We start from the raw sequence: 7643 nt of genomic DNA, 5'->3' as shown, positions 1-7643 counted from the left end.
AGTTGGCTCAACATGGTCGAGATCGAAATCGGCGTGTTGCGCGGCCAATGTCTTAACCGCCGCATCGAAAGCCACGATCGCCTCATCGCCGAAGTCGCCGCTTGGGAACACCGACGCAATCAAAGTGGAGCCCGCATCAAATGGATGTTCTCAACCGAGCAAGCCCGCGCCAAACTTGCCAAAGCATACCCAAACCCAATCGCCAAAGAGTCATAATCTCTGTGCAGAGGTACTAGTCAAACACCCGCTTCACCGTCGAAATGCAAGACAGATCCTTGAGCTGAGCCAGAATGTTGCTCAGTTGCCGCAAATCCCAGACTTCGAGGTCGAACTCCATCTCGGTAAAATCCGGCGCGACGCGAACCATCGACAGCGTGCGGATATTGACATCGGCGGTGCCGATGGCCTGGGCGACAGTGGCCAGCGTGCCCGGTTCATTGAGCGCGTTCACATGGACGCGGGCCATGAAGCGGGTCTTGTTGGCTTCGTCGAGATCCCAGCGCATGTCGATCCAGCGCTCCGGCTCCTCGTCGAACTTCGACAGTGACGGCGACTGGATCGGATAGATGGTGATCGTGTGTTTGCCGTCATGGATGCCGACGATGCGGTCGCCAGGCACCGCGCCTGAAGGCGAGAAACGCACCTCGATATCGCTGGCAARGGCGCGGAACGGCCGATGGCGCTCCTGTTCGCCGGCCAGTTCGGCTGCCTCGGTGACCGGCTTCTGCCCGTCGGGGATCTTGAACATCATGCCCTGCGCGCCGGAGACGGCAAACCAGCCCTCCTCGTTGCTCTGCTTCACCGTCACCCGTTCGTCCTGGTAATCGGGGTAGACGGCCTTGAGCACGTCGAGCGACGAGAGCTCACCGCGGCCGACGGCGGCGATCGCGTCTTCGACCTCCTTGTGGCCGAGCCGGTGCGTCGCCGGCTTCATGATTTCGCGCGAAAAAGCTTTGCCAGCGCGCTCGAACGTGCGTTCGAGGATGCGTTGGCCGAGGCCGGAATATTGCTTGCGGATGGCGAGCCTTGTGGCGCGGCGGATCGCCGAGCGGGCCTTGCCGGTGACGACGATCTCTTCCCAGGCTGCCGGCGGCACCTGCACGCCGGAGCGGATGATTTCGACTTCATCGCCGTTTGCCAACCGGGTCACCAGCGGCATGATACGGCCATTGATCTTGGCGCCGACCGTGGTGTCGCCGATATTGGTGTGAACCGCATAGGCGAAATCGATCGGCGTGGCGCCGCGCGGCAGCGCAATCAGCTTGCCCTTGGGCGTGAAGCAGAACACCTGGTCCTGGAAGAGTTCGAGCTTGGTGTGCTCGAGGAACTCTTCCGGATTGTCGCCTTCGGCCAGCGATTCGATGGTGAGCCGCAGCCAGGAATAGGCATTGGATTGCAGGTTGGTGCCTTCCCGCGCCTGGGTGTTCGTACCATCCTTGTAAAGCGTGTGGGCGGCGATGCCGTATTCGGCGATCTCGTGCATGCGGCGGGTGCGGATCTGCAGTTCGATGCGCTGCCGGGCCGGGCCGACGATCGTGGTGTGGATCGACTGATATTCGTTCTGCTTCGGCGTCGAGATATAGTCCTTGAACCGACCCGGCACGACGCGCCAGCGGGTATGGACGATACCGAGCGCACGATAGCAGTCGGGGATCGCGTCGACGATCAGGCGGAAGCCATAGACATCCGAAAGCTGCTCGAAGGACAGCGATTTCGACTGCATCTTCTTGAAGACGGAATAGGGCTTCTTCTGCCGGCCCTTGACCCAGGCATTTTGCAGACCGTTGGCGGCCAGCAATTCGCTCAACTCGTTCTCGATCTTATGGACGAGGTCGGCATTGCGCTCCGACAGTTCGGCAAGCCGTTTCAGGACGGTCTTGTGAGCCTCCGGATTGATGTGGCGGAAGGCAAGCTCTTCCAGTTCCTCGCGCATGTCCTGCATGCCCATGCGGCCGGCGAGCGGCGCATAGATATCCATCGTCTCCTCGGAGATGCGCAGCCGCTTTTCCTGCGACATATGGTCGAGCGTACGCATATTGTGCAGGCGGTCGGCCAGCTTGACCAGCAGCACGCGCACGTCGTCGGAAATGGCGAGCAAGAGCTTGCGCAGGTTCTCCGCCTGCTTGGCCTTGCGCGAGACGAGGTCGAGCTTCTTGATCTTCGTAAGGCCCTCGACGAGACGGCCGATATCCTCGCCGAACAGCCGGTCGATCTCGTCGCGGGTAGCGCTCGTATCCTCGATCGTGTCATGCAACAGGGCAACAGCGATCGTCGACTCGTCGAGATGCATGTCGGTGAGGATGGCGGCAACCTCGAGCGGATGCGAGATATAGGGGTCGCCGCTTGCCCGTTTCTGCATGCCATGCTTCTGCATGGCATAGACATAGGCCTTGTTGAGCAATGCTTCGTTGACGTCTGGCTTGTATTTCTGAACGCGCTCGACGAGCTCGTATTGCCGCATCATTGAAAGACTGCTCCGGGACCAAGTTCGCTTTACGCAATTCCCGACGGAAAACCGCTGGACACTTTTCCTGGAATTGCTCTGAAATAAAAGAAGGCGCCAATCATAGGATCGGCGCCTGATTCCGCAATCGATTTAGCCAGAGTGGCGTAAACTTTCAGAACGATCAATAGTCGTCGTTCTTCTCGGGCGGGACGAGGCCTTCGATACCGGCAAGCAGTTCTTCTTCCGACATCTGGTCGAAATTGACCACTTCCGGCTGATCGTCTTCCTCATCGGCGGTGTCAGCCTGGTTTTCGGCAGCAAGCAGGGTCGCGGCATCGGGTTCCGGCTCGTCGACCTCGACATGTTTCTGCAGCGAGTGGATCAGGTCTTCCTTGAGGTCGTCGGGCGACAGCCTTTCGTCGGCGATCTCGCGCAACGCCACGACCGGGTTCTTGTCATTGTCGCGGTCGATGGTGATCGGTGCACCCTGCGAGATCAGCCGAGCACGGTGGCTGGCGAGCAGCACCAGTTCGAACCGATTGTCGACCTTATCAATGCAATCCTCTACGGTGACGCGGGCCATAGCCTGTCCTTCTAAACGTTCATCATGTCAGGTTATCCGGCGAGGCGTTATCCTCTTATCGCGACGAATTCAAGGCATGAAATTCCAGACACACGGAAAAAGCCACGATCCGCTCATAGGCTCATCGCCGGCTTCAATCAAGCCAGAGAGCATTCGATACCGCGGAAGTTGCAAATTTTCTAATAGATCCATCCAGTCACGACAATTAGAATGTCACCTGCTTCAAGGGATTTTTGCCTATTGCCAACTTCAACTTTAGACCGCAACCTGTTTAAGATTTTTTAGCATTGTGCGATCCAAACCAGAAGACTTACGTATATCTGCCTGATTAGGCGCAAATTTCCCTTGGAAAGTCCGATATTGTGTTTTAAACAGCATCGAATATGAACGGTTGGTAAAATATCTGATCCCCAGGAATACAGCCGAAATATGTAGCCTAATTTTATGATGATCTCTGCGCTCCCGCAACCTGACAGGAAAAAGAATGTTTGATCCTCGCGAGAAAATTGCATTATTTATTGACGGTGCCAATCTTTACGCTGCGTCTAAAAGCCTCGGGTTCGATATTGACTACCGCAAACTGCTGAAAGCATTCCAGAAGCGCGGCTATCTGCTTCGCGCTTACTATTACACGGCGCTGATCGAGGATCAGGAATATTCCTCGATCCGGCCGCTGATCGACTGGCTCGATTACAACGGCTACAAAGTGATCACCAAGCCGGCAAAGGAATTCACCGACTCGCTGGGCCGCCGCAAGATCAAGGGCAACATGGATATCGAGCTGGCCATCGACGCGATGGAGCAGTCCGAAGTCGTCGATCATCTGGTGATCTTCTCCGGCGACGGCGATTTCACCACGCTGGTCGAAGCATTGCAGCGCAAGGGCCGCAAGGTCTCGGTCGTCTCGACGATGTCGACCCAGCCGCCGATGATCGCCGACGACCTGCGCCGCCAGGCCGATCATTTCATCGACCTGATGACGCTGAAAGGCGAAGTGGGGCGCGACCCGAGCGAGCGTCCGGCGCCGGCGCGGGCAGCCCAGGTGGATACGTCGCAGGACGAGTTCGACGACGTCTGAGGCAGGTTTTTCGTTAGAGATCAAAAGGCGCCGCGAAGGCGCCTTTTCTGTTTCTGGGGTCAGGCGGCCTTGTGTTCCGCAGCGGCCATGATCATTTCCTCCGCCTGCTCCTGCCTGCGGGTCGAACCGCCTATCCAGGACATCAGCGCCGAGCCGATATAAAGCAGGATCGAGATCGAGAATGCGATCTTGATGCCAGTCATGAATGGCTCGGCCAACAGTTCGGGGAAGAAGCGATTGCCGGTGATCGTCGCCACATTGGCGGCAGGCAGTGTGTGCAGCGCTGCCTGCGGCACCAGTTCGCCCATCGGGTTATAGCCGAGGAAGGCGGCAAACAGGCTTGCGACCGGCGGCTCGGCGGCAACCTTGGCAGCAACGTCCAGCGGCAAGCCCTGTGCCATCAACTGCGTCTGCATGACATGCGGCAGGCTGAGCGCCAGGCCAATGATCATCAGGCTGAAGAACACGCCGATCGACAGCACCTGTCCGGCATTGGTCATGGTGGCGCGGACGCCGGAAGCCTGGCCGCGTTCACCGGCCGGCACAGCATTCATGATCTGCGTGCCATTCGGCGCCGCGAACAGGCCGGTGCCGACGCCATTAATGAACAACAGTGCCGCGAAGACCGGATAGGAGAAATCGGCGTCGAGGAACATCAGGCCGAGGAAAGCGACAGCGCCGACCAGCATGCCAGCCGCCGCGAACATCCGCGAGCCAAAACGGTCGGCGAGCGTACCGGCGACAGGACCCGAGACGAGGATACCCAGCGTCAGCGGCAGCATGAAGATGCCGGCCCAGAGCGGCGTCGATTCGAAGCTATAGCCGTGCAGCGGCAGCCAGATGCCTTGCAGCCAGACGATCAGCATGAATTGCAGCCCGCCGCGACCGATCGAGGCCAGGAGGTTGGCAGCGACGCCGGAGGTGAACGGCCGGATGCGAAAGAGTTTCAGGTCGAACATCGGCCGAGCAACGCGGCTTTCGAGGACGAGAAAAATCGCCAGAAGCACAAGCCCGGTGATGAGTTCAGCCAGCACTTTCGGGCTGCCCCAGGCCATCAGCGACGCGCCATAAGGCTGGATGCCATCGGTGATGGCGACAAGGAACAGGATCAGGCCGACCGCAAAGGTGATGTTGCCCCACCAATCGAGCACCACGCCGCCCTTCGGAATCGCCTTGTCGCGGAGACTGAGGAACCCCCAAAGCGTGCCGGTCAGGCCGATCGGGACATTGATCCAGAAGATCCAGCGCCAATTGATGTCGGCCAGCACGCCGCCGAGGATCAGGCCGACGAACTGGCCGATGATGATCGCCATGGTGTTGATGCCGAGCGCCATGCCGCGCTGATGCGGCGGGAAGGCATCGACGAGGATGGCGGTCGACGTCGCCGTCAACATCGCACCGCCGACGCCCTGCAAGATGCGCATCCAGACGAGATAGGCGGCGGCGCCATTGCCGGTCGGCATGATGCTCAGCAGCACGGCGGCGAAGGTGAAGATCGCGAAACCTATATTATAAATGCGCGCCCGCCCCATCATGTCCCCGAGCTTGCCGAATGTCACGACCAGCACCGAGGTGACGACCATATAGCCCATGATCGTCCAGAGCAGTGTGTTGGTATTACTGGGATCGAGAGGCTTCAAATGGATGCCGCGGAAGATCGCCGGCAGGCTGATAAGGACGATGGAGGCATTGACGGAGGCGGCGAGCACGCCAAGCGTGGTGTTGCTCAGCACCATCCATTTATGGCGATCACCATGGGCAGCTATCATCGAGGAACTCATTGCAACGGAAAACGGCGCCGGAACGCAGTTTCCAACGCACAAAAAGTAAGACTATCTTACTAATATTTTGATGATTGTAAAGTTCCCGACTGCCCTGGACGGTGAAAAAATGCCGCGACGCGAAATATCCTGTGAGCGCGCGCAGCATTCGCCAGAAAGTTGCACCATTAACAGTTTTCAGTGAGAAAAAAGCGTCAGCCGCGATCTCTCAGCAACCGGCCCTTCTCACGGTTCCAGTCGCGCTCCTTCTCCGTCTCGCGCTTATCGTGCAGCTTCTTGCCCTTGGCGAGCGCGAGCTCCAGCTTGGCGCGGCCGTGCTCGTTGAAATAAATCTTGAGCGGGATCAGCGTCATGCCCTCGCGCGCAATGCCAATACGCAAGCGGTTGATTTCCTTGCCGTTAAGCAAGAGCTTGCGYGGCCGGCGCGGGGCATGGTTGAAGCGGTTGGCCTGCAGATACTCGGGCAGGTAGGAATTGATCAGCCAGATTTCGCCCTTCTCGTCGCTGGCATAGGATTCGGCGATATTGGCCTTGCCTTCGCGCAACGACTTCACTTCGGTGCCGGTGAGAACCAGACCCGCTTCGTAAGTGTTGACGATTTCGTAATTGAAGCGGGCCTTGCGGTTCTCCGCGACAATTTTTCCGACCGTGGTCGGCCTGCCTTTGTGTGTCATGTCACATTAAATCGGCATGCCGAAGCGCTTTATCAATAGCGGCTTCGACGGCCGGCTCCAGCGTTGGCACCAACGGCGAGCGCACGGTGCGGCTCATCCGGTTGAGGCGATTGAGCGCATATTTGGCGCCGCAGACGCCCGGCTCCATGAAGATCGCCTTGTGCAACGGCATCAACCGATCCTGATATTCCAGTGCTTTGGCGAAATCGCCGGCAAGTGTCGCTTCCTGGAATTCGGCGCAGAGCTTCGGCGCGACATTGGCGGTTACGGAGATGCAACCGACCCCACCATGGGCGTTGAAGCCGAGCGCGCTGGCATCCTCGCCGGAGAGCTGGACGAAATCCTTGCCGCAGGTGATGCGCTGTTCGGAGACGCGCTCGATCTTGCCGGTCGCATCCTTGACGCCGACGATGTTTTTATAGGTTTTCGCCAGATGGCCCATCGTGTCCGGCATCATGTCGACGACCGAGCGCGGCGGGATGTTGTAGATGATGATCGGCAGGCTGACAGCTTCGGCGATGGCCGAGAAATGCGCGATCATGCCCTTCTGCGTTGGCCGATTATAATAAGGAGTGACCACGAGGACTGCATCCGCTCCCGCTTTTTCGGCGTGTACGGCAAGTTCGATGGCTTYGCTTGTATTGTTGGAGCCCGCACCCGCGATAACCGGCACGCGCTTGTTCGCCGTCTTGATGCAGATCTCCACCACGCGTTTGTGTTCGGCATGCGAAAGCGTCGGCGATTCGCCGGTCGTACCGACCGGCACAAGACCGGTGGACCCTTGCGAAATCTGCCATTCGACATGCTCGACAAATGCGCCCTCGTCGACGGACCCGTCATCCTTGAACGGCGTCAAAAGGGCGGGAATGGAACCCCTGAACATCAAACAACTCCTGATAGGGCGACGAGCCCATGCTTTGGCCGCAATCCTGAATTACGGAAAGCAGGGACATTATCGAAGGCGGCTTGGGGCGGCAAGCGCTATTCGCGCGGCTTTTACCCGGCTTTTGCTGATGGGAAAAGGCGGGAAGTCCAGTTTTTACCATTGATTAACCAGGCAACGGCAAGATTTGCCGGACGA

At 58.6% G+C, this 7643-nt stretch carries 6 protein-coding genes and 1 pseudogene; 2 read left to right on the top strand and 5 right to left on the bottom strand.

Features of this window, described 5'->3' with window-relative positions; all coding sequences use genetic code 11:
* Positions 1-216: pseudogene (locus AC1D06_RS31855) on the top strand (IS630 family transposase); the annotation flags it as partial.
* A gap of 16 nt (positions 217-232) precedes the next feature.
* Here AC1D06_RS31855 and AC1D06_RS31850 read toward each other — a convergent pair.
* Together AC1D06_RS31850 and rpoZ are read right to left on the bottom strand one after the other, a co-directional pair.
* A complete protein-coding gene (locus AC1D06_RS31850; RefSeq protein WP_477989904.1) occupies positions 233-2464 on the bottom strand; it encodes a RelA/SpoT family protein in 2232 nt (743 codons plus the stop codon).
* Positions 2465-2627: 163 nt separating this feature from the next.
* Positions 2628-3029 carry a DNA-directed RNA polymerase subunit omega gene (gene rpoZ, locus AC1D06_RS31845; protein ID WP_477989903.1) on the bottom strand — a complete coding sequence of 134 codons (402 nt, stop codon included), beginning with the start codon at positions 3027-3029 and terminating at the stop codon, positions 2628-2630.
* Positions 3030-3513: 484 nt separating this feature from the next.
* Here rpoZ and AC1D06_RS31840 point away from each other — a divergent pair, with 484 nt between their 5' ends.
* Entirely contained in the window at positions 3514-4107 is a 594-nt protein-coding gene (locus AC1D06_RS31840) for a LabA-like NYN domain-containing protein (RefSeq protein ID WP_477989902.1), read from the top strand.
* A gap of 59 nt (positions 4108-4166) precedes the next feature.
* On the opposite strand, the gene AC1D06_RS31835 is transcribed toward AC1D06_RS31840, so the two are convergent.
* From AC1D06_RS31835 to dapA, 3 genes are all read right to left on the bottom strand, one after another.
* On the bottom strand, positions 4167-5876 hold the full coding sequence (locus tag AC1D06_RS31835; protein ID WP_477989901.1) for an MFS transporter: 1710 nt from the start codon (positions 5874-5876) through the stop codon (positions 4167-4169).
* 206 nt (positions 5877-6082) lie between these two features.
* Positions 6083-6562: an SsrA-binding protein SmpB gene (smpB, locus tag AC1D06_RS31830; RefSeq protein WP_477874549.1), complete on the bottom strand. Its 480-nt coding sequence runs from the start codon at positions 6560-6562 to the stop codon at positions 6083-6085.
* Position 6563: 1 nt separating this feature from the next.
* Positions 6564-7445 (bottom strand): 4-hydroxy-tetrahydrodipicolinate synthase, encoded by an 882-nt coding sequence (dapA, locus tag AC1D06_RS31825; protein ID WP_477989900.1) that lies wholly within the window; start codon positions 7443-7445, stop codon positions 6564-6566.
* Positions 7446-7643: the final 198 nt, after the last annotated feature.

The sequence above is a fragment of the Rhizobium sp. P2_G2 genome, assembly GCF_056403555.1.
The sequence above is the reverse complement of the archived record's forward strand: the minus strand, read 5'-3'. Positions and strand labels throughout refer to the sequence as shown.

Coding starts and splice junctions, on each gene's coding strand:
- rpoZ (WP_477989903.1), bottom strand. CDS start 3,029: ATGGCCCGCGTCACCGTAGAGGATTGCATTGATAAGGTCGACAATCGG.
- AC1D06_RS31840 (WP_477989902.1), top strand. CDS start 3,514: ATGTTTGATCCTCGCGAGAAAATTGCATTATTTATTGACGGTGCCAAT.
- AC1D06_RS31835 (WP_477989901.1), bottom strand. CDS start 5,876: ATGATAGCTGCCCATGGTGATCGCCATAAATGGATGGTGCTGAGCAAC.